Here is a 20,155-nt window from a genome sequence, read left to right as displayed (position 1 = left end):
CTCTCACGCCAGCCGCCCCGTGGCGAGCAGCTCCACCAGCGTCCGGCGCAGCGCCGTGCCCTCCTCCCGCACGTCCGCGATGGCCCTCTCGAACTCCACGAGCCGCCGATGCGCCTCGCCGTACCGCCGCTGCTCCTCCAGCGGAAGACGCAACACCTGCAAACGGCGGACGTCGACGCGGGACGCGGAGGTGGCATGGGTGCCCGCCTGACGGGCGTTGGACGGCGCGCGCAGGCATGCCGCCAGAAACCACGGATCGAGACGCTCCAGGTCGGGCCTGACCCGGTGAATCTGCGGGCCGAGCACGACCGGACCCGCCACGTCGACCCAGGCGTCGAACTCCGCCGACAACCCGACGACGATCACGTCGTTGGACGAGGTCACGGTGACGGACCTGTCCGCCTCCAGCTTCTCCACGTCCTCGGGCGTCAGCCAGAACCGCGGCTGCCGCGGGCTGCGCAGGTCCGCCACGGTGAGAACGGGAACCCCGTCGCCGGGACGGTCGCCGCGGCGGAGAAACGCCTCCGGCGGCGACTGCCCGGTGGCGATCGTGAGGGCCTCCGCCCCTTCCAGCTCGGCCACCGAGACGAAGGAGGCCGCGGTCCCCGGCACCACGGTGAGCCGCCGGAGATCCGCGCCCAGGTCCTGCGCCGACCGCAGCCCCCGGTCGAAGCGCGTCCACGCCTGGCGCAGGTTGATCGCCGACGCCGCCGCGCCGGACGGCACGTGCCTGGCCGGGGTGAGGTCGGTGTCCTCGCCCAGCAGGTCCATCAGCGGCACCTCGACGCTGCCCGTCGGCGCCTCCCCTCGGATGGCGTCGAGGACACGACCGCGTACGGCCTCCCAGTCCACGCCCTGCCCCGGCCCCGACGAGGGCGCGGTCGCCCTGCAGTCGCCCGCGTCCACGAGCAGCACCGACGCCTCGGCGCCCGGCTGCGACGAGCGGCGCAGCACCCACAGGTGCAGACCGATCCCGTACGGCGGCGCCGCACCCGGCGGCAGGGCGACCACCATGCGAACGGCCCCGGCGCGCAGCAGCGCGGCCCGGATACGACGCCCCGCCCTGCGGGCGGCCACCGCCGGCGGCAGCAGGACGACGGCCACCCCGTCCTCGGCCAGCGCGGCGATGACGTGCTGCACCCAGGCGAGCTCCGATTCGGTGCGCGGCGGCAGGCCGAACAGCCAGCGGGCGTCCGTGGCGAGCTCCGCGTGCCCCCAGTCGCGCTCGTTCGTCGGCGGGTTGCACAAAATCACGTCCGCCGTGCCGCCGGAATGCAGGTCGGCCCGCAACGTGTCCGACGCCCTCACGTCGATCTCCGCGACATCCGCGCGCAACGCCAACCGCGAACACGCGATGTCGGCGAGCACGGAATCGTGATCCTGGCCGAGCAGCCTCAGTAGGCCGCCGCGGGACCAGCGTTCCGCGGCGGCGAGCAGGAGGGTTCCGGTGCCGCAGGCGGGATCGAGCACGGTCGTGACGCGACCGGGCCGCACCTGTCGCGCGATCTCCGCCATGAGGGCGGCGAGCGGACCGGGCGTGGTCGTGATCTGACGGATGTGCGTCCCGAGCCAGCGACTCAGCAGGAACTGAAAGATCTGCTCGCCGCCTTCGCCGCGGGCCAGCTCGACCGTCTCGTCCAGCAGCGCTCGCTCCTCCGCCTCCAGGACGGGCGGTTCGACCGGACGGTGCACCGTCCGCGGACCGGAGCTCGCATCCCGGACACGGGCCCCCAGCTCCGCGATGAGCCGTCCCATGCGATCGCGGTCCCCCAGCGCCTCATACCGAAGCCACAGCCGGTGCCGGGTGCCCACGGGCGATTGGGCCTTGCGATTCTCGCGCAGCCACGCCTCCACCTCGCGCAGCGAGAACTGGGGGCTCGCGTCCGTGCCACCCACCGGCGACGGAAAGTCGGCATGCCGCCGCCGCCAGTTGCTGACGGCGGCCCGTCCCACACCGGCGAGCCGGGCTATCTCCGCCAGTGTCACCGCGATGGGCTCTTCGCTCATGCGTACCGTGCCCTCCCGAAGATCGAGCCGCAGGCGGAGCCGTGACTCACCATCGTGCCTCCACCCCAGATCCACAGCAGGGCTGTTGACTCAGTTTTCGTTCCATCCTGGCCTCAGCCTATACTCCCGCGGTCGTCATGGGAACGGGAGTTCGATCACCTGCGACGGTACGTCGGCGGACGATTTCGTCGGTCTTGCCGGTCCCCGCGCCCCCTGCCCGACGCCGCCGTCGTCCCGGGCCGATCGGCGATGACCTCGGCGGACGGCATCGTCGGGCACACCCTGGGCGTCGGAGTCCCGCGCCGGCGGCGTCGCATCATACAAGACTTCAATCGGCTTGCGGAGTGGCGAAAATGGCTGCTTAACGGCACCTTAGCGGCTATTTCCCAATGTTCATTGGAACGGTATAAGCAAGATATCGGGGGTTCATGGACGGCGACGACTCCAGGGTGGTTGGTGCCTCATGCCCGAAATGCACCTTCCTTTCTCCTTGCAGGACAAGGCGGTTGAAGCCGTTGCCCGCTTTGGCCGATCCGTCGCCGCGAAACTGAGCGGGGGCGGGCAGTCGGAGGACCAACTTCGTGCGCCATTGGAGAGGCTGCTCGGCGATATGGCAAAGGCCCTCGGCGTGTCGCTGGTGATGATCGGGGAGACCTCGCTCGCCTCGCTCCGCATACGTCCCGACTACGCCGTTCGGGTCGCCGGGGCGCACGCCGGGTACGTCGAGATCAAAGCCCCTGAGCGTGGCGTGCCAACCGCATGGGCTCCGAACAGGCGGGAGAAGGCGCAGTGGGAGAAGTTACGGCTACTTCCTAATGTTTTGTACACTAATGGTGCCTTGTGGGCGTTGTTCCGCAATGGTGATCTTGTTGGGCAGATCGCCCGGCTGGACGGTGATATCCGGAAGGCCGGCGGCAAACTCGCTCCCGCGGACGGGGAATTCGTCCGGGTTATCGCCGAATTTCTGCTTTGGCAGCCGAGCCCGCCGACCAATATCCGGCAACTAGTACGAGCGGTGGCAGGGCTGTGCAAACTGCTGCGCGACGAGGTGATCGAGGCCATCGCCCGGGAACGCCGGGGCGAGGAGATACGGCGGATCTTCACCGAGTTGAGCGCGGACTGGCGCAGGCTGCTGTTCCCCGGTCTGACGCATGAGGAGTTCGCCGACGCGTTCGCCCAGACCGTGACCTTCGCGCTGCTCCTCGCCCGCGTGGACGGGACCTCCTTTGAAGGCCGTTCCTTGGGGGAGATCGCCGCGCAGCTCGGCAAGAACCATTCCCTCATGGGAAAAGCGCTCGCCGTGCTGACACATGAGGGTGTCGAGGGCCGCATCGTCGTCGTGGAGACGCTCAAACGCGTTATCGGCGCGGTGGACTGGAACCGGATCAGCGACGGCTCGGGCGACTCCTACCTTCATCTGTACGAGCACTTCCTCGACGTATACGACTCCGAACTCCGCAAGGCGAGCGGCTCGTACTACACGCCCAGTCCGGTCGTCTCGTTCCTCGTCCGCTTCGTCGACGACATTTTGCGGGCGCGGTTCGGGCGTGAGGGCGGGTTCGCGTCGGACGATGTGATGGTCGTCGATCCGGCCATGGGCACGGGCACCTTCCTGCTCAACATCGTCGACACGGTCGCCCGGACCGTGGCGGAGGAGGAAGGCGAGGGAGCCGTCCCCGGCCGCCTCAAGAAGCTCTTCGGCCGCCTCGTTGGAATGGAACGGCAGGCCGGGCCGTACGCGGTCGCCGAACTCAGGCTCAACCAGGCGCTCAAATCCGAGTACGGCGCCGAGGTCTCCGAAAAAGATCAGAAGCTCTATGTCATCGACACCTTGGACAGCCCGTTTGAGGAGACCGGGCTTCCGATCGGTTCGATATACGAGCCGATCGTCCGTGCGCGGCGAGAGGCGAACCGCATCAAACGGGAGACGCCGGTCCAAGTGGTGATCGGCAACCCGCCGTACCGGGAACGTGCCAAAGGCATGGGAGGCTGGATCGAGCAGGGTGCGGAGAACTCCGGGTACGGCATCCCGCTGAACGCCTTCAAAGCACCTGGGCTCGGCAGATACGAGTATGTCCTTTCCAACCTGTACGTGTACTTCTGGAGATGGGCGACGTGGAAGGTGTTCGATGCCCACCCCGAGCACCCGGCCGGCATCGTCGCCTTCATCTCCACCTCGGGATACACAACCGGCCCCGGCTTCGCCGGCATGCGGGAATACCTGCGTCGGACGGCCGATGAGGGATGGATCATCGACCTCTCCCCGGAGGGGCATCAGCCCGATGTTCCCACTCGGATTTTCGCCGGCGTCCAGCAGCCGCTGTGCATCGGAGTCTTCGCCCGGTACGGCGCCGGCCATCGGAACACGCCCGCGGTGATTCATCACATCAGCGTGTCCGGGCGCCGGACGGAGAAGTTCGCCCGTCTGGCGGAGTTGTACCTCGACGATCCCGAGTGGCGCGACTGTGGGACAGGCTGGCATGACCGGTTCCACCCCGCCGGCGCGGACGTCTGGCTGAGCCACCCGGCACTCGGTGACCTGATGCCCTGGCACGCCCCCGGGGTCAAGCCGAACCGAACATGGGTCTACGATCCGAACCCGGAAACCCTGCGGAGGCGCTGGGCGCGCCTGATCAATGCCCCCGCCGCGGAAAAGGCCGGGCTTTTCAAGGAGACCCGAGACCGGACAGTCGAATCCGTCGCCACGGAGGCCGGCTCCGACGGGGTGTCGGTAACGCCCACCATCGCTGAGGAGACCTCCCTAGAACCTCGAATCGAGACGGTTGCGTTTCGCAGCTTCGACCGGCAGAAGATCATCTACGACCTTCGAGCCATCGACTTTCCTCGCCCGGCGCTGTGGCAGGTGCGCGGGCAGCGGCAAATATTCGTGTCCGAGCAGCACGCCGAACCATTGGGAACGGGCCCCGGCCTGGTGTTCAGCGCCTACGTTCCCGATATGCACCACGTCAACGGCCGCGGTGGCCGGGTGCTCCCGCTCTTCCGGGATAACGCCGCCAGATCGGCCAACTTCGCTCCCGGACTGATCCGCCTGCTGTCCCAGCGACTCGATCTGCCCGTGACGGCACCGGATCTGCTGGCCTACATCGCGGCGGTGACCGCACACAGCGGCTACACCGCCCGCTTCTTCGAGCACCTGCGCACCCCCGGCATCCGGGTGCCCCTAACGGCGGACCCGGATTTGTGGAGACGGGCCGTACCGCTCGGCCGACGCGTGATCTGGCTGCATACCTATGGCGAGCGCTTCGTCGATCCCGGCGAGGGGCGCCCAGCCGGTCCCCCCAAACCGGACGCCGGTATTCGGGCCATGGCACGAGTGCGAATTCCGGGGAATATCGAGGAGATGCCGGACGACATTGTCTACGACGCCCAGACCGGGACTCTGCAGGTCGGTGGAGGTCGCATATCACCGGTGCTCCCAGAGGTCTGGGCGTACGAGGTCTCCGGGAGGAGGATCATCAAAAAATGGTTTGACTACCGGAAGAAGAATCCGGGAGGCCGAAAGTCCTCGCCGCTCGACCATATCCGCACCGAAGAGTGGCCTGCAGAGTTCACCACCGAACTCCTCCGTCTCCTACATGTGCTGACGCTCTGCGTGAAACTCGAGCCCGAACAATCCGATCTACTGGAGCAGATCTGCGCTGGCCCGCTCGTCACCGTAGCCGACCTGAAAGAATCACAGGTCCTTCCACCCCCGCCCGCCGCCCGCAAGGCGCCCGCCACCGAATCACCAGAGGCTCTCACTCTGTTGTGAATCAGCTTGCGGCGGACGGATGCCCAGATTCCTTTCCGCCGGGAAGGCTGCGAGAAGCGGTCGGGGTGCCGTACGGCCGCGGCGGCTGCCGGGTCCTCCCTGGAGGCATGGAGAGCGATGTGCGCGGTGAGGCAGGCTGCCGGCCGATCCTGATCCAGGGGCGTGGTCGCTTGGTGGCCTGGGCCGGATGCCCGGACTGCCGTCCGGTTTCCGGCTAGATGTTGACCATTGACGGCTTGCGTCGCTAATGTGCCGCCCTGGGTCATGAGTTCCAGTGTCAAGCCCCGGCTCGCTGGACGGCATCCCGCCCGCTGCGGGTGCCCCGGGTGACGACCCGCTCCGCGTGAGACGCGCGGAGAACGGCGGATCACCGGGGCCGGTCGGGCTACCGGGGTCCCAGGCCCCGGAGGTGCGTCATGCCCGTCCCGAACGATCTCCATGCCCTGCTTCTCACCCGCTGCCCGGGCTGCGGCGTGTTCTTCAACGTCATGAACCTGGGGCCGCGCGAGCCCGTCATCGAGGCGTTCCCCGGCGTTTACTACGCCCGGTGCCCGCACTGCAAGGTCCGGTGGCATGTGCACCCGCTCGGCACCGCGGAGCGCGACCTGGCCGACCCGTTCGTCGCCGAACGCCCGGCCGTGCAGCTCGACCTGGCCGCCGCCTGGACCGGCGCCGTGCTCCGGCTCACGCTGGACGACCACATCCTGCGGGTGGGCCCCGCGGCCGGCGGGCCGGACGCCGACGAGATTCCGCATCCCCTGGACGAGGTGGCCCACGTGCTGACGGGCTGGAACCCGGGTGGTCTGCCGGGACGCCTGGCCCACAACCTGGACGCGCACCAGCGGCTGCTCGACGAGCTGCGTGAGCGCGGCCTGCGTCTGTGGACCGATGCCGCCTGCCACCATCCCGAGTTCGCCTGGGCCGAGCGGTCGGTGGTCGTGGTGGGAGCCGAGGAGAGCCTCGTCCTGGAGGTCGCCCGCCGGTTCGGCCAGCCGGCCGTCCTGCGCTGGACGGTGGGGCTGCTGACCCCGATCGGCACTCGCACCTGGGAACCCCTCGCCGACGGCGACCCGGTCGTCGTCACCCGGCTGCCGCAGCGGCCCTGCGTGATGACCGGCGAGGCCCGGGACGAGGTCTGCCGCAACCCCGGAGGGCCGTGGATCAGCCGGTCGATACACTTCGGCGCGGAGTGGAACGACCGGCGCGCCTGCCTCTACGCGGCTCTCGGCTGCGACACCTGCCATGGCGGGCGGGCCGGCGGGGTCGTCGGCATGGCCGTCGGCGATGTGTCCATCGAGCGCAGCGTTCCCAGCCGGTACGGCCTGGCACGCCGGGCAGCCGTGGCCGGAATGTGACCCAAAAAGGCTGTGCACTTCGTTCACGGTAGCCGTATAAGTGGGATACCTGCCTCTTGCGCATCAGTTGTCCTCCTTTGTCCCGAAAGACCAATAGATGGAACTCCTCGACGCCTGCGCCCGGCTCGGCGCTCTCGCCCCCCACCCGCTCGACGACGAAGTGCGCCGGTCGATCGGGACGCTGCCGCCTCCGCGGCCTCCCGCAGGCGAGGGGTGCCGGTCAGGGAACCGGCCAGGTCGGCGAGGGCCTCCGCCAGTTCGACGCCCGGCTCCTCGCGGGCCTCGAACACCTCGACCCGGATCGCGTTCGCGTACGCCGCCTCGAGCGCGGGGCATCCCTCCTCGCCGAAATGCCCGAGGTACCGGGACTGCACGCCTTCTGCCTGGACCGGCTCGCCTGGTGCCGCGCCCAACTCGGCCATCCCGACGAGGCCGTATGGCTGGCCCGCCGCGGCGTCGCCCTGCTCGAACCGACCGCCGGAGACGACCACGACCCCCACCTCCCCGAACTGGGCGTGCTGCTGTGCGACCTCGCCGGCTACCTGCTCGCCTGCGAGCGGCCCATCGAGGCCCTCGACGCCGCCACCCGGGCGGTGGCCGTACGCGAACGCCTGCACGCACGCGACCCCAAGCGGTTCGGGGGCGCCCTGGCCGAGGCGCTGCGGCGGCTCGGCGACGCGTTGACCGCGCTCGGCCGCGGGCAGGCCGCCGAAGAGGCCCGGCTGCGCGCCGCCGACCTGACCGGACCCGTACGCGACGACGCCCCCGCCGAGAAGCAGGACGAGGGATGCACGACGGCCGACCTGGCCAGGGAGTACGACCGGCTGGAGGGCATGGCCGAGCACCGGCCCGCAATCTCCGCGGCGCTGCACGCGCTCGCCGCGACCACTGCGGGCCTGCCCATCGTCCCCGCCGACGGACCCGACCGGCTGGCGCACTCGCTGAGCAATCTCGCCGCAACGCTGTGCCTGCTGGACCGGCCCGAGGACGAGGTCGAGGCGCTGCGGGTCGTCCTGGCGCTGCGGGAGGCCGCAGAGCCCATGACCGAGGAGGACGCCGGGGAACTCGCGCTCGCCGTCGGCAGGCTCGGCTCGGCACGCAACCGCGCCGGTCGGCCCGCCGAGGCGGCGCCCGCGAGCCTGCGCGCCGCGACGATGCTGGAGGACCTCGTCGCAGCGGGCCATCCCGGGCTCCGTTACTTCCTTGGGCAGGCGTACGAGGACGCCGGGCACGCGCTGTCCCGCCTGGACGAGTCGGAGGACGCGTCCGCGCGCATGCGCCAGGCGGTCGAGACGTACGACGATCTCGCGGCGGACGATCCCGAGTACCGGGACGTCCTGGCCCGCGCCTCGGCGGCCCTCGGCGACCTGCTCGCCGGCCTCGGTGACCTGTCCGGCGCGGCCGAGGCGTACGAACGGGCCGCGAACCTCTACCGCGCCCTCCTCGCCGAGGGCCGCACCGCCGTACGCGCGGACCTCCGCAGGACCCTGACCTCGGCGGCGATGACCTGCGGCCGGGCCGGGGACTCGGCCGCATCACTGACCTTCACCCGGGAGGCGATCGGGCTTCTCGAACAGGCCGCCCTGGTCGACGCGGACGCCAGGCCCGCTCTCCGCCAGGCCCTGCACACGACGGCCGTGATGTCCTATGGCGACGAGGCGTACGCCGCCGCCGAGCGGGCCGTCGCCTGCTACCGGCGACTCGACCGGGAGACGCCGGGGACATGGCGGCGCGCTCTCGTGTTGACCCTGGTCGTGCTCGCGCGCCGCGCCGCGGAGACGGAGCGCTGGCGGGTTGTCGCGGACGCTGCGGAGGAGGCGATCCCCGACCTGCTGGAGAACGCACCCGATGACGAGCGCTCTCGCGAGGTGCTGCCGGCGCTTCTCGACGAATACCGCATGGCGGTCGTCCGCCTGAACATCCCGGACACGCGTCTGGCGTACGCGGAGGCGGCGCTGCGCCGCCTCACCGAGACATCGGTCACGTCCGCAGGCTGACGGCCCTTTCGCCCGAGCCCACGACGGAACTCGCCTCCTCTGACCACTCTCGGCGTCCGCGCGGTTGCGGCTTCGTCAGGCTGGAATGTTCTTGATGCCGGTGAGGAAAGAACGCCACTCTCTTACGCTGAACGTGAGGGTGGCGCCATCAGGGTTCTTGCTGTCACGGAGGGCCACGATGCCAGGGAAGTTGGTGGCAACCTCGACGCACTCGCCCATGTTGCCGCCGCTGTGAGTGCTCTTGCGCCATTCGGCCTTGGTCAGGTCCATTGCTCACACGCCTTTCTGACCTCGCCACTCAGACTTGAGGTAGATCACATCCGGCTTTCCTCTGAGGCTGGTAACAACTATAGGTCCCGTCTCCACTTGGTCCGGCTGGCGTGGGATTTGCGAGAGCTTGGTCGTGCCACACTCGTCGCGCTTTCGCGTCAGGCGGAACCGGTCATGCCCCTCCGGGGCGCGAACGACGTGGGGAGGACCAAGAGTCGCTGGGGGTGTGCTTGATGGATCACCAAGGCCCCTTCGCGGTGAAAGGTGGTCGATCTCCGGTCACCGCGACGTGCCGAGGCGTCGTTCCCCGTGATTGCCACAGCAGACCCTGTTGATCATCTCGATTTGATCCCTCCGATAAGGAGGCGAACGGGCTCCGACAGTACGGACTTGGCTGATGGGAAGTCCGCCAGGCGGGCCGCGAGCGTGTCGACGGCCAGTTCGCGCGGCAGCAGCGTGCTGAATTTGAGTCCGTTCAGGGCGCGTTCGTCGATTTCGGGTCGGCAGAGTTTGTCGGCGAGGTCGTGGCGCCATCCGGTGCCGGTCAAGTCGTTGCGGAGCCGGATGTGCAGGTCGTCGACGCGCTGGGTCGGATCGGCGAGTGGGCCGAGGGTGGCGACGAGGGTGGCGTTGGCACGGTATCCGGCCCAGGTCCACCACAGCAGGTCGTCGTCGTCGCGCACGATCACGGTGCCGTCGGCGGTGGCGAGGCCGGCGTTGTCCTCACGGATGCGGGTGATGGCGCTGACGGCGCGGCGGGTGAGTTTCACCGGGGGGTCGGCGCCGAGGATGACGTCTCGCATGGCGCGGGCCAGTTCGAAGGATGTGCCGCCGGACAGCACCGACGCCCAGCGGGCCTTACCGCCGCTGCCTTCCACGGGTTGTACGAAGCACCGCCGTCGTTTCCAGTCGGTCCAGTCCACCTTCCACGTACGGCCCGCGAGCAACAAGAGGCGTGGGCCGGAGACCGCGCACGTCAGGAGGCTGGGGTCGGTCCGGCCGACCTCCTCCTTCCCATGCATGACGGTGATCTCCGGCGGAGCCGTGAACACCGCCATGAGGTCCATGAAGTTGCGGCGTCCGAAACGTTGCTCGGCCTGCGGGCCGACGAAGAGCGCGCCTGCGTCCCGTTCGAGGAAGCCTTCCGCGATGAGGTGGTCCAGCAGCGGCTGCGCGTTCTCCGCGGCGAAGGGGGCGAGGCCGGGCCACCAGTCCGGCCAGAGGGCGTCTCCCATCCGGCCCTCCTGCAGGGTGAGCGCGAGAAGTTGCTGGGCGACGATGTGCCGAGGGTCGGGAGGCGGACGCAGGGGCTCGACGTATCCGGTGCCCCACAGCAGCAGGAGCGCCGCCGAGGCGAGAACGTCATCGAGGGTCAGGGCGAGAATGAGGCAGTTGCGCCTGGTGCCGGAGCGTCTCCCCGTACGGCCCAGCCGCTGCAGAAACGACGCGACCGACCAGGGCGCGTTGATCTGGATGACCCGGTCCAGATCGCCGACGTCGATGCCCAGTTCGAGGGTGGACGTGGAGACGATGACGCAGTCGCGCGACTGGGCGAACGCCTCCTCCGCGCGCCGACGCTCATCGGCGGAGAGAGAGGAGTGCGAAAGGAACGTGGTGACCTCGAGGTCGCGCAGCGCCTGGCCCAGTTCCTCGACCATCTTCCGGGAGTCGCAGAAGACGAGCCGCTTCTCGCCGCGATGCAGCAGGGCGATGACCCGGGCGGCGTTGGCGATGGTGCCGACGTGGTCCAACTCCACATCGACGGCCCCGGCGTCCGCCCCGGTCTCCGGGGAGATCACCTCGGCGGGCCGGCTCCCGGTGCCGGACCCCTGCAGCCAGGAGAGCAGCTCATCGGGGTTGCCCACGGTGGCCGACAGGCCGATCCGCTGAAGCGTCCGCCCGGCGAGCCGCGTGAGACGCTCCAGGACCGCGAGCAGATGCCAGCCCCGGTCGTCACGGGCGAAGGCGTGGACCTCGTCGACCACCACCGCCCGCAGGTCCCGCATCAGCCGCCGGTGGTCGACGCCGGTGCCGATGAGCATGGACTCCAGCGACTCGGGGGTGGTGAGCAGCACGTCGGGCGGCTCCCGCAGGATGGACTGCCGCCGCGACCCGGAGACGTCCCCGTGCCAGAGCTCGACCCGCCTGCCCAGCCACCTCGCGTAGGCCTGCAGACGCGGAAGCAGGTTGTTCAGCAGCGCCCGCAACGGACAGACATACAGCACCGAGAGCCCGGTCCATCGCTGCCGCTCCATCATGCCCAGAATCGGGAAGATGGCCGCCTCGGTCTTGCCGCCGGCGGTGGGTGCGATCAGTACGGCGTCCATGCCGTCGGCGAGCGGTCCGAGGGCCGCCTGTTGCAGCGGCCGGAGCCGCGGCCATCCGAGCGTGTTCGTGACGTGATAGGCGAGGGTCGGATGGAGGGCGGTCACGGCAGGTCGAGTTCCACATCATCGGCGGACGCATGATGCCGGAAGGCGTTGCGCTCATCCTCGTTCAGGTCGGACTCGGAGACGTTGACCTTCCGGTAGTGCAGGCGCGGGTCGAAGTCGGGGTGCTCCGACACCCGATACATCACGTCGCTGACGAGTTTGCGCAGGAAGACGCGTGGCGCCGCGCCGACGCCCAACTGCCCCGCCACCGCCGTCGCCAGGCTTTTGACATAGGCGTCGTCCACCAGCGACATGATGCGGGCCTCTTCCGGATCCCCCTGTGCGTATAGATCGCGTACGGCACAGCCGAGCTGGACCAGCTTGTCCCGATCGAAGCCGGTGAGTCGGATCTGCACCGCCCGGACGGTGTCGAAGCGCGGATCCGTGTCGAAGTCCACCGCCAGCCGCTGGGCGAGCGGCGTGAGCCGCTGCACACCCTGCTGGCCTTCGAAGAACGCGGGCGTTCCCGTGATCACCAGGTAGAGGCCGGGCAGGCTGCCCTTGTCGATCTCGTCGATCAGTTGCCGGAGGGTGTTCAGACTCCGGTCCCGCATGTCACTGCGCATGCGCTGCAGCGTCTCGATCTCGTCGAGGACGACGAGCAGCCCGGGATGCCCGCAGTCCCTCAGCACCGTCAGCAGCCCCCGCAGGAAGCCGAGGGCGCTGCCGGAATCGATGTCGCCCTTGAGGCCCGCGTAGCGCCGGACGACAGCGGCCACGTTGGGCTCGCCGCCGACCCAGGCGAGCAGCCCGTCGGCGATCGCCTGCTCGCCGGCGAGCCGCGCCTTGCGGTAGAAGCGCAGGGCGGTCGCGAAGGCGGGGGCGTTCCTGGCCGCGTCCTTGAGCCGCGACTCGATGAGTTCGTCCACCACGACCGCCATGGACCGGCGGTCCTCCTTGGGGACGCCCTTGATGGATTCGGCGTCGTCCTCCAACGTCAGGAGCCAGGTGTCCACGATGTCCCGTAGCGCACCCGACGAGGACGAGCTCGTGCTCAACCCGCCGACCAGCGCTCGATAGACCGTCTCCAGCCTGTGCAGCGGCGTGATTCTGTCCGATATCTGGACCTCGCTGGCGGCCATCTTCATCCGCTTGGCCTTCTCGGCGAGCCAGCGCGCGAAAAAGGTCTTGCCGGATCCGTACTCACCGCGCACCGCCTTGAAGCCGCTGGCACCCGCGGCGACCGCCGCCAGCTCCTCGTCGAGAACCTTTTCGAACCGCTCCATGCCGACGGCGAAGAGGTCCAAGTCGCTCTGCGGCACCGTGCCCCGCCCCAGCGCGTCGATGATGCGCCGCCGCCGGGCCCGGCTGACCTTGCGTGTCACGGCTAGTCCTCCTCTAGGAACAGTTCTTTCAGCAGCCGTACGTTCAGCTGGATGCTCCTGTCGCCGTCTTGCAGGGTGATCACCTCGAAGTCGTCGATGTTGAACAGCGGTCTGATCGCCCCCATCAGCAGTGACGCCCAGTCTGCGGGCTGGCCGAGCAGCCTCGTCACCTCCGCGAGGGGGGCGCGACCGTTCCGGGTCACCAGGTGGTCGATGAAGCGTGCGATGTCCTCATCGGAGAGGACGCTTCGGGCTGGTCGTTCCTCGGCGAACCTGTCGGAGTCGACCACTCGCTGCCCCAATGTGGGTACGGCGGGCGTGGTCGGCGAGGGCGGGGGAGCGGTCGCCCCGGCCACGGGCGGTACCGCCACGGATGGCCTGCCCTCGGGCGGCTCGCTCACCGTACGGACCGGAATCCGGCTCCGAGGCGGTGACGACGGCGGCGCGGAGACGGAGACGGAGGCGGGTGCGGGTGCCGGGCGCGGGGGCCTGCGGACGGGAATGCTGCCCCGCGCCGCCCCCGGGGCGAGAAGCGGAACGGAGGGGCGGGCGGGGGCTGACGGCCGGCGGACGGCGGGCCGCGTGACGGCGATCCACTTGCGGCCGAGCAACGCCTGCACCCACTCGCTCGCGGCAGGTCGCGTGCCGTGAGGGCCCTTCGCCCGGGCGAAGAGTTCCCTGACCGCGTTGACGGTGGGCTGCTCCAGGCCGGGCAGCAGGGTCAGTTCCTGGCCCGGCCGGACGCTCGCCGTCCGCGACAGCACCCGTGCCACGAGCAGGGCCAGCTTGTACCGGTCGCTGTCCAGGTCGGGGCCGGTGGCGGGCTGGTGCGGATCGTCCCAGTCCGGGGTGTGCGCCTGCCGCAGCACCGCCTCGTCTCCATGCCGCCGCAGGCCATCACAGTCGATCATGAAGATCCGGTACGGCGCGATTGGCCGCCACAGCAGGTTACGGAAGGAGATGTCGCCGATCACCCACCCGTGGTGATGCAGCCGGTCGATGAGCCTCGCGGCGGCGAGGGCGATCTCGACCCGCCCCTGGATGTCCGGCAGCGGCATGCCCTGCCAGGCCCAGTTGGGCTTGTAGAGCAGATACTGCAGCTCAACGGGCTTGCGATTGCGTCCGATGACCCAGTAGAAGTCGTCGGGAAGCAGCGGCATGAGAAACCCGGTGACACGGTCACCGTCCACCACGCGGGCGACGGGCCAGGCACACTGCTCCATCAGGACGCGGCGCTCCTGCGGCGCGAGTCCGTGAACGAACTCGATGAGCTGGGCGAGGGCCGTGCCGTTCACGGTTCCCGCGTGGGGCATGTACTCCTTGTAGACAAGCGGCTCCGCCCCGGTCAGGCGTGTCACCACGCCCTGACCGCCGTCGCCGAGCGACTGGGACTCGAGGCTCAGCGTCCGGCGCTGCCGGTCAAGGGGATGAGGGGTGAGGGCCACCTACGTCCTCCACAGGCATATCGCGGTGCGGTCGTCGTCATGCGTCTTCACCCGGAAACTGAGCTGCCAGAGGAACTCGGGCAGCGATGGCGGAGCAGGGGCGCTCCACCATTCCGCCAGCTGTGCGCGGACCTGCTCGCCACGCATCGGCCTGCTCAGCCCGTCGGTGCACAGCAGCAGCATCTCGCCCGGGTTCAGGATCGTCGCGGCCACGTCGACGGGCCCGACGTCCCGGGGAAGAGCGCGCGTGATCGACGTCGCCAGTTGCTCCGGGTCGTCCTCGTCCTCCGGAAAGCACGACATCCACACGCCTTGGCGCAGGTGGAAGGCGCTGCAGTCACCGACCCGCAGCAGCGTGACGCGATGCGTGTCCGCGTTCCCCTCGACGACGGCCGCCAGGAGGGTCGTCGACAACTCGCCGGGCTCAAGCCCGCGCGCGTGCGCCTCCCTCCGGATGTCGTTGCCGATGTTGTCGAACAGGTGGTCCGCCGCGACCTTGAGATCCTCGCCCTCCAGGAAGTCGGCGAAATTCTCGTACGCCGCCTTGCACGCGGTGACGGCTCCCACATGGGACAGCTCTTTGCTGCCGACGCCGTCCGCGACGCACGCCAGGAGCCGGTCGTCCCCCACCTGCCAGAGCCCCATCGCGTCCTGCCGTACGGTGCCGTAGTAGCGATGGGCGTCCCCCCGGATGGAGACAGACCGCACCGTGAGCCCGGGTAGGTCCGCGCCGTCCAACTCGGTGTCGGGCCGCCGATCGGCGACCTTCGGCAGCGTGCCGGGCTCCGAGCGCAGCATGGGCCGGCGTCCGATGACCAGCGGCTCGGGTATGCCCGGCGTGGTGTCGGCGGTGCCCGATTCCTCGGCGTGGCTTATGTGGCCGTCCTGTTCCATGTCGGATTCGGTGCCCGATCAGACGGGGGCGGCGGGCAACACGGTGAAGCCCGCGGCCTGCTCGGGAAGGAGCATGGTCGCGCCCCCCGACGGGTTGCTGGATGACGCCACCGCCGACCGCACCACCGAGTTGAGCAGCTGCTTGGCGAACTCGCGGAGCGCCTCGCTGGGCTTGGCCTCCCCGTCCGCGACGAAGGCGCGGAAGGTGGCGATGTGCTGCAGCGTGGTCGGCTCCACCTCGCCGAACCCGAAGGCGAGGATCGTCGGGTGGGGGCCGAAGGAGGGGCTGACGAGATTCTGGTGTTCCAGCTGCCAGTCGTCGGTCGGCTGCCCGTCGGTGAGGAAGAACACGGTGGGCCGGTACGGCGTGTGCCCCGCCTGCTTGAGGCCCTTGATGTCCTGCTCGATCGTCTGGCGCAGGAGGGCGAACGCGGCGCCGTAGTTGGTCATGCCGCGGGGCGTGAGCTGAGGAATGGACTGCACCTCGTTGAGATCGGCGAGCGGCAGCAGCACCTCGGCGGTGGTGCTGAAGCCGATGATGCCGAGCCGCGCCCGGTCCGCCACCACCGGGTTGCTCGCGATCTCCTGGTAAATGGTGGGGAGTTCCTGGTTGATGGCGTCCAGGGCCTCGCCCTGCATGGAGTACGACTCGTCGCAGACCAGGTAGAACGGCAATACCTGCTCACTCATGGGAATGTCCTCAGCTTTTGGGGGTCTCTTGACAGCCGCTGGTCACGAAGTAGATCTCCATGGAGATCGACCCGGGCGGCGCGGCGAGGTCATGGAAATTGCGGGTGGCGGCCCGGCCGAAGATCCTCGGGTAGGCCTTGCCGATGGTGTCGTTGACCCGGGTGGCGAGACGAACGCCGGCCCCGGTGCCGCCGTCGGCGCCGAAGGTGAGCACCATGCCGGCGTGCCGACCGGCGAGCTGTTTGCGATGCTTGCGTAGTTCCTTCTTCACCTGCCGCATCAGGGCCGCGTCGGTCGCCCCCGGGCTCACCGAAAACCTGATCTTCGCTGCCTTCGCCCCCACTCCGGCTATCCGGGTGGCGCAGGCGGAGGGGGTCGGCGACGGGCTGGGCGACGCGCCGGCCATCCCCTTCGCACTGGCGGTGGGCCTGGGCGGGGGCGCCTGGGCGCCCAGCATGATGATGGTCAAACCCAGGAGCAGGTCGGCGAAAAGCCAGCCGGCGAGAAGCAACGGAGCGGTGATGCCGGGAGATGAGGCCTTCATGCGGCCCCGTTCGTGATCGCGGCATCGTCCGTGACCGGCTCCTCCGGACGCGACGCCCTCACCTGTGACCGCAGCACGACGTGCAACTCCTTGATCGTCGTGTTGAGCCGGTCCACGGCGCCGCCGACCCGCGCGAGATCGTCACCGATGCCCTGCCGGACGGCCACCGGGACATCCTGAAGCGTCTTCGACAACTCCTGGGGAAGCCGGTCCAGCACCTCGCGCGTCTCCTCCAGAACGCGAACGGTCCGCCCCGAGGTATCGGACACCATCTCGATCCGCGACGCGTGCGCGTCCACGGTGTCCGCCCAGTCGCCCAAGGCCACGCGCACGTCGCCGCCGCTCTGCTCGACCGCGGCGGCGAGGACGGCGCGGGTCTCCGTCAGGCCGTCATCGATCCGTCCACCGAGCCGGTTCACCGCGTCGCCCACGGCACCGACCGCGGTCCTGATCTCCGAGGTGGTGTCGGCCAGTTCCGCCACACGGGCGTCGAGGCGCTGGGCGCTGTCGCGTACCGCCTGGCCGGTCGTGGTGGTGACCACTTCGAGCGCCGCTCGAACATCCCTCGTCGTCTCCACGACCACCTGCTCCATCTGGGCACGAACGAAGTCGATCGTGGTCTGGACCTCGGAGGCGGTACGGACCAGGTCCACCACCTGGGCTTTGAGGTGCTTGGCCGTGTCGCGTACCGCGTCGCCGGTCGTGGTGGTGATCTCGCCGAGCGTCGCTCGTACCTCCTGCGTCGTGTCCACGATCACCTTCTCCAGTTGATCGCCGACGCGGCCCACCGCCTCGTCGGTCTTCTCGCCGACGGAGTCGATCGCGTATTGAGTGCGCTCCACCGCCTGGATAAGGCTCTCGGTCGACGTCGTCATCGCCGTGAGCTGCTGCTCCATGTCCTTAAGTGATCCCCGTCCTTAAGTGATCCCCGCACGCCCGTGACTCCGCCGGTGAGTGCCCCGGCCGTCTCGCGGCTGGCCTCAAGAGTCTTCTCCAGAGCCTTCACGACCTCGGACTGCAGCCGGTGGATGGTGTCGACGAGCCGGTTCAAATCGCTCACGCTCTTGCTGAGCTCCGCCCGGAATCGGGCGGGCGAGGAGAGCCGTACCTGACCGAACACCAGGCTCGCCCTGGTGAGCAGGGACAGGAGCCGGGAGCGCAACGCGTGTGCCTGCGCCTCCGCCCGGGCCTCCACCCGGCGGTGCGCATAACGCTCAAGCAGAGTGACGACGATCAGTACGCCGATGCAGCCGAGCGTCATCATCGCCACGTTGTCGAACTGCCACAGATCGGCCAGCCTGCCATCGAAACCCATCTGCCACAGTTCGAGAAAGGGCCGCCGTGCGGCGTCGGTGTCGCCCTGCGCCAGGGTCTGGCCGTAGGCGGTGGTCGCCTGTTTCAGCCCGAACCACGTGATCGCGATGGGGAGAAAGACCAGAACGGCCTGGATGTAGTAGACGAATCTGGAGATGCGCTGCCAGCCCGGGGACGGCTTCGTCGGCCCGATGGTCGCCTCGGGAGGGAAGACGGCGAACAGGTCCACCTGACTCCACGCATCGGCCTGAAGCGTAACGCTCCATGCACCGGCCTTATCGAGGAGGGGCAGCGCGTCGGCCAGCGTAGTGAGTTCTGCGGCGCGGGCGGCGAACTCCGGCTCCTTGGCGAGATTTCGGATATCTCTGGCGAGCAGTGGGTCCTTCACGGACGACCGACGTCCTCTCAATCGGTTCGGTGCTGAGCGCTGATTCCGGGTGGAACGATCCACCCTGAGGAAACGTTGCGATGCCTTCTGCCACTTGGATCAGACGCACGGTCACGCGGAGCGGTGGTCATCCGGCAGGTGTCGCCGTGGGGTCGGTCGCCGTTTCGAAGAGGCGGTGGCTGCTCGCATGGGTGCCTTCTGTGGTTGCCGATGTACGGCGTTGCAAGTGTCTGAGCGGACGAGAGCATACTGTGAAATCAACGCACAGGGCATCTCGCAGTTGCGAAGATGCAACATACGGGTTATCGCTTCGATGAAGTACGCGATGGCTGAAGTACGGAGGCTGTGATGCGTCTCCACTACGGACAGTCGCGCTCTGGGGTCTCCAAGCGTCCATAAAGCCATAAAACGATCCAGGGAGAGGACCGCCGAGGAGACCTCCGGCGAATGACTTGGGTGCGTCGCCCCAAGATCGCACTGTCCGCGCCGGCGGCTTTGGGGGTAACTCCCTATGGATCGCCGACACACCGTGCGTGCATGCTGAGCGCGACGCCACCGGTACGTCTCGTCATCTGGAGACGATGTGATGAAGCGCCGTCATTTACGCCTCGCGGCCGCCTTGGCAATCGTGTCGCTGCTGGCCGGCTGCAGCGGGCCGTGGTGGGTCTCGGTCAGGCCGTTGAATCTGCCCATCGAGTTCACGCTGAACAGCGAGGGGGAATTCGAGGTGAGCTTCAGCATCTCGACTCCGCCCAATCCCCTCGGCCAGATAGAGATCGGAGGGGAGGAGACGCTCGCCGAGGTCGGGGACGACGAGACGCTCATCGTCATCGAGCATCAGGTCGGGAATCGCAGGGTCGAGGACCGGTTCACCGCCGACGGACGAGGATCCCGGCAGGACGACGGGGCAGGTCAGGGGCCCCGTCGGGTACTGTCTGGCCGGTACCTTCTACCTCGGCCAGGACGCCGAAGGCGTCATCCGCATCGTCGCCCTGAACTCGGCGAGCCGGGTCAAGCTCGTGTCGGCGGCGGCGGGCGCGAGCGCGTGCGGTACCTCCGGACCGACCCCATCCTCGCGCGTCACGCCCGCTATCGAATCTTCCGATCCGCCGCAGGGCAACACGAATGTCGGCACGCTGCCGACGAGGCGGATCCAGCTTCTGGGCAGATCGTTCGTCGTGGCTCTGGCCGTCACCGACGAGGCCAGGTCCACCGGGATGAGTGGGTGGGACCTCGGAGACCTGCGCGGTATCGACGGGATGCTTTACGTTTTCGACACCCCTCGCGAACCAGGGGAGAGCTATTTCTCCACCAGCGGCTACCGGTTCCCCGTGGACATCCTGTTCTTCGACTCGGACGGTGTCTTCCTTCGCGGATACAGCGTGCAACCCTGCCCGCAGGGCGCCAACTGCCGGCAGTATTACCCGGACCAACCTTTCCAGTACGTCATCGAGACGCCCTCAGGCCACCTGCCCATCTTGGCCCCTGGCGCCCAGCTCCTCGTCCAGTCCTGAACGAAGCTCCTGCCGCAGTCGTCATCAGCCGCAGCACCGTGACCCTCAAGGGCATCGACCGCGCCAGGCGCGGGGCCCGGCCGATTGACCTGACCTCGCCGAGATCACATCAGTGAGGCCTTTTCATCCTGAGTGGCGGTCTTCCTGGATGGTCTGTAGGACGAAGATGGCCTGAACCAGCGCGGTGGCGCGATGAGGGCAACAGCGC

The 20,155-nt window shown here is 68.8% G+C and carries 15 protein-coding genes, 1 pseudogene and 1 riboswitch; of the genes and pseudogenes, 4 read left to right on the top strand and 12 right to left on the bottom strand.

Annotation, left to right across the window (positions count from 1 at the left end):
* Positions 1–3 precede the first annotated feature (3 nt).
* Positions 4–2,007 carry an N-6 DNA methylase gene (locus AB0K60_RS12250; protein WP_364052166.1) on the bottom strand — a complete coding sequence of 668 codons (2,004 nt, stop codon included), beginning with the start codon at positions 2,005–2,007 and terminating at the stop codon, positions 4–6.
* A gap of 463 nt (positions 2,008–2,470) precedes the next feature.
* Between AB0K60_RS12250 and AB0K60_RS12245 the strand changes: the two genes are divergently transcribed.
* The 3 genes from AB0K60_RS12245 to AB0K60_RS12235 all read left to right on the top strand — a co-directional run bounded on the left by AB0K60_RS12245 (position 2,471) and on the right by AB0K60_RS12235 (position 9,131).
* Complete coding sequence (locus AB0K60_RS12245; protein ID WP_364052163.1) at positions 2,471–5,779, top strand: type ISP restriction/modification enzyme; 3,309 nt, start codon at positions 2,471–2,473, stop codon at positions 5,777–5,779.
* A 260-nt stretch (positions 5,780–6,039) separates the two neighbouring features.
* A riboswitch (SAM riboswitch) is annotated at positions 6,040–6,148 on the top strand.
* Positions 6,149–6,195: 47 nt separating this feature from the next.
* Positions 6,196–7,134, top strand: coding sequence for a DUF3293 domain-containing protein (locus AB0K60_RS12240; RefSeq protein ID WP_364052160.1), 939 nt, complete (start codon positions 6,196–6,198; stop codon positions 7,132–7,134).
* A 350-nt stretch (positions 7,135–7,484) separates the two neighbouring features.
* The gene (locus tag AB0K60_RS12235; protein ID WP_364052157.1) at positions 7,485–9,131 is read left to right on the top strand and encodes a hypothetical protein; all 1,647 of its coding nucleotides are present in this window, start codon (positions 7,485–7,487) and stop codon (positions 9,129–9,131) included.
* Positions 9,132–9,206: 75 nt separating this feature from the next.
* Here the strand turns inward: AB0K60_RS12235 and AB0K60_RS12230 are convergent, their stop codons facing one another.
* From AB0K60_RS12230 to AB0K60_RS12185, 10 genes are all read right to left on the bottom strand, one after another.
* Positions 9,207–9,401 carry a DUF397 domain-containing protein gene (locus tag AB0K60_RS12230; protein WP_364052154.1) on the bottom strand — a complete coding sequence of 65 codons (195 nt, stop codon included), beginning with the start codon at positions 9,399–9,401 and terminating at the stop codon, positions 9,207–9,209.
* Positions 9,402–9,736: 335 nt separating this feature from the next.
* Positions 9,737–11,833, bottom strand: coding sequence for a DEAD/DEAH box helicase (locus AB0K60_RS12225; protein ID WP_364052151.1), 2,097 nt, complete (start codon positions 11,831–11,833; stop codon positions 9,737–9,739).
* A complete protein-coding gene (brxD, locus tag AB0K60_RS12220) occupies positions 11,830–13,158 on the bottom strand; it encodes a BREX system ATP-binding protein BrxD (protein ID WP_364052149.1) in 1,329 nt (442 codons plus the stop codon). Before brxD ends, AB0K60_RS12225 begins: the two co-directional genes overlap by 4 nt.
* Before the next feature lie 2 nt (positions 13,159–13,160).
* A complete protein-coding gene (locus tag AB0K60_RS12215) occupies positions 13,161–14,603 on the bottom strand; it encodes a hypothetical protein (RefSeq protein ID WP_364052146.1) in 1,443 nt (480 codons plus the stop codon).
* A complete protein-coding gene (locus tag AB0K60_RS12210; RefSeq protein ID WP_364052143.1) occupies positions 14,604–15,497 on the bottom strand; it encodes a PP2C family serine/threonine-protein phosphatase in 894 nt (297 codons plus the stop codon).
* An 18-nt stretch (positions 15,498–15,515) separates the two neighbouring features.
* Positions 15,516–16,187 carry a VWA domain-containing protein gene (locus AB0K60_RS12205; RefSeq protein ID WP_364052140.1) on the bottom strand — a complete coding sequence of 224 codons (672 nt, stop codon included), beginning with the start codon at positions 16,185–16,187 and terminating at the stop codon, positions 15,516–15,518.
* A gap of 10 nt (positions 16,188–16,197) precedes the next feature.
* Complete coding sequence (locus AB0K60_RS12200; protein ID WP_364052137.1) at positions 16,198–16,698, bottom strand: hypothetical protein; 501 nt, start codon at positions 16,696–16,698, stop codon at positions 16,198–16,200.
* 29 nt (positions 16,699–16,727) lie between these two features.
* Entirely contained in the window at positions 16,728–17,627 is a 900-nt protein-coding gene (locus tag AB0K60_RS12195; RefSeq protein ID WP_364052134.1) for a hypothetical protein, read from the bottom strand.
* On the bottom strand, positions 17,603–18,433 hold the full coding sequence (locus tag AB0K60_RS12190; protein WP_364052131.1) for a hypothetical protein: 831 nt from the start codon (positions 18,431–18,433) through the stop codon (positions 17,603–17,605). The genes AB0K60_RS12195 and AB0K60_RS12190 overlap by 25 nt, the downstream gene beginning before the upstream one ends.
* A gap of 597 nt (positions 18,434–19,030) precedes the next feature.
* Positions 19,031–19,174 (bottom strand): hypothetical protein, encoded by a 144-nt coding sequence (locus AB0K60_RS12185; protein WP_364052128.1) that lies wholly within the window; start codon positions 19,172–19,174, stop codon positions 19,031–19,033.
* Positions 19,175–19,452: 278 nt separating this feature from the next.
* On the opposite strand from AB0K60_RS12185, the gene AB0K60_RS12180 reads away from it, so the two are divergent.
* A complete protein-coding gene (locus tag AB0K60_RS12180) occupies positions 19,453–19,947 on the top strand; it encodes a DUF192 domain-containing protein (RefSeq protein WP_364052125.1) in 495 nt (164 codons plus the stop codon).
* Positions 19,948–20,070: 123 nt separating this feature from the next.
* On the opposite strand, the pseudogene AB0K60_RS12175 reads toward AB0K60_RS12180, so the two are convergent.
* Positions 20,071–20,155 (bottom strand): annotated as a pseudogene (locus AB0K60_RS12175) (IS5/IS1182 family transposase); the annotation flags it as partial.

Source organism: Thermopolyspora sp. NPDC052614 (assembly GCF_040678635.1).
Taxonomy (GTDB): Bacteria; Actinomycetota; Actinomycetes; order Streptosporangiales; family Streptosporangiaceae; genus Thermopolyspora.
This window is presented reverse-complemented; position numbering and strand designations above follow the sequence as displayed.

Bases quoted from the DNA above. Each gene is read 5' to 3' on its own strand.
- AB0K60_RS12240 (WP_364052160.1), top strand. From the start codon at position 6,196: ATGCCCGTCCCGAACGATCTCCATGCCCTGCTTCTCACCCGCTGCCCG.
- AB0K60_RS12205 (WP_364052140.1), bottom strand. From the start codon at position 16,187: ATGAGTGAGCAGGTATTGCCGTTCTACCTGGTCTGCGACGAGTCGTAC.
- AB0K60_RS12230 (WP_364052154.1), bottom strand. From the start codon at position 9,401: ATGGACCTGACCAAGGCCGAATGGCGCAAGAGCACTCACAGCGGCGGC.
- AB0K60_RS12250 (WP_364052166.1), bottom strand. From the start codon at position 2,007: ATGAGCGAAGAGCCCATCGCGGTGACACTGGCGGAGATAGCCCGGCTC.
- AB0K60_RS12195 (WP_364052134.1), bottom strand. From the start codon at position 17,627: ATGGAGCAGCAGCTCACGGCGATGACGACGTCGACCGAGAGCCTTATC.
- AB0K60_RS12245 (WP_364052163.1), top strand. From the start codon at position 2,471: ATGCCCGAAATGCACCTTCCTTTCTCCTTGCAGGACAAGGCGGTTGAA.
- AB0K60_RS12185 (WP_364052128.1), bottom strand. From the start codon at position 19,174: ATGCTGAAGCTCACCTCGAATTCCCCCTCGCTGTTCAGCGTGAACTCG.
- AB0K60_RS12235 (WP_364052157.1), top strand. From the start codon at position 7,485: ATGCCCGAGGTACCGGGACTGCACGCCTTCTGCCTGGACCGGCTCGCC.
- AB0K60_RS12210 (WP_364052143.1), bottom strand. From the start codon at position 15,497: ATGGAACAGGACGGCCACATAAGCCACGCCGAGGAATCGGGCACCGCC.